This is a genomic window from Bacillus sp. sid0103 (genome assembly GCF_019219025.1).
In genome coordinates this window covers 1-312 of the sequence record NZ_JAHUWN010000130.1, presented here as the reverse complement: position 1 = coordinate 312, position 312 = coordinate 1, and the positions used below count along the sequence as shown (strand labels likewise).

The following is a 312-nucleotide window of genomic DNA, read 5'->3' as shown; positions in this document are numbered from 1 at the left end:
AAGGAGCCAGCCGCCTAAGGTGGGACAGATGATTGGGGTGAAGTCGTAACAAGGTAGCCGTATCGGAAGGTGCGGCTGGATCACCTCCTTTCTAAGGATAAAGCTGGACATATGAGCCAGACAAAACAGTTTGTGACACGTTCTTTGTTTGTTTAGTTTTGAGAGTACAATTCTCTCAAGACACTTCGTTCTTTGAAAACTAGATAATCGTAATGAAGAAGCAAAGTAAACATCGAGTAATCGCCATTTTAGTTTTTCTCTCTTATTCAATTAAGAGTTATAAACCTTTTAGGTTAAGTTAGAAAGGGCGCA

General features: G+C 40.4%; 1 rRNA gene. It reads left to right on the top strand.

The features are described from left to right. A 16S ribosomal RNA gene (locus KW850_RS32820) occupies window positions 1-91 on the top strand; the annotation flags it as partial. Window positions 92-312: the final 221 nt, after the last annotated feature.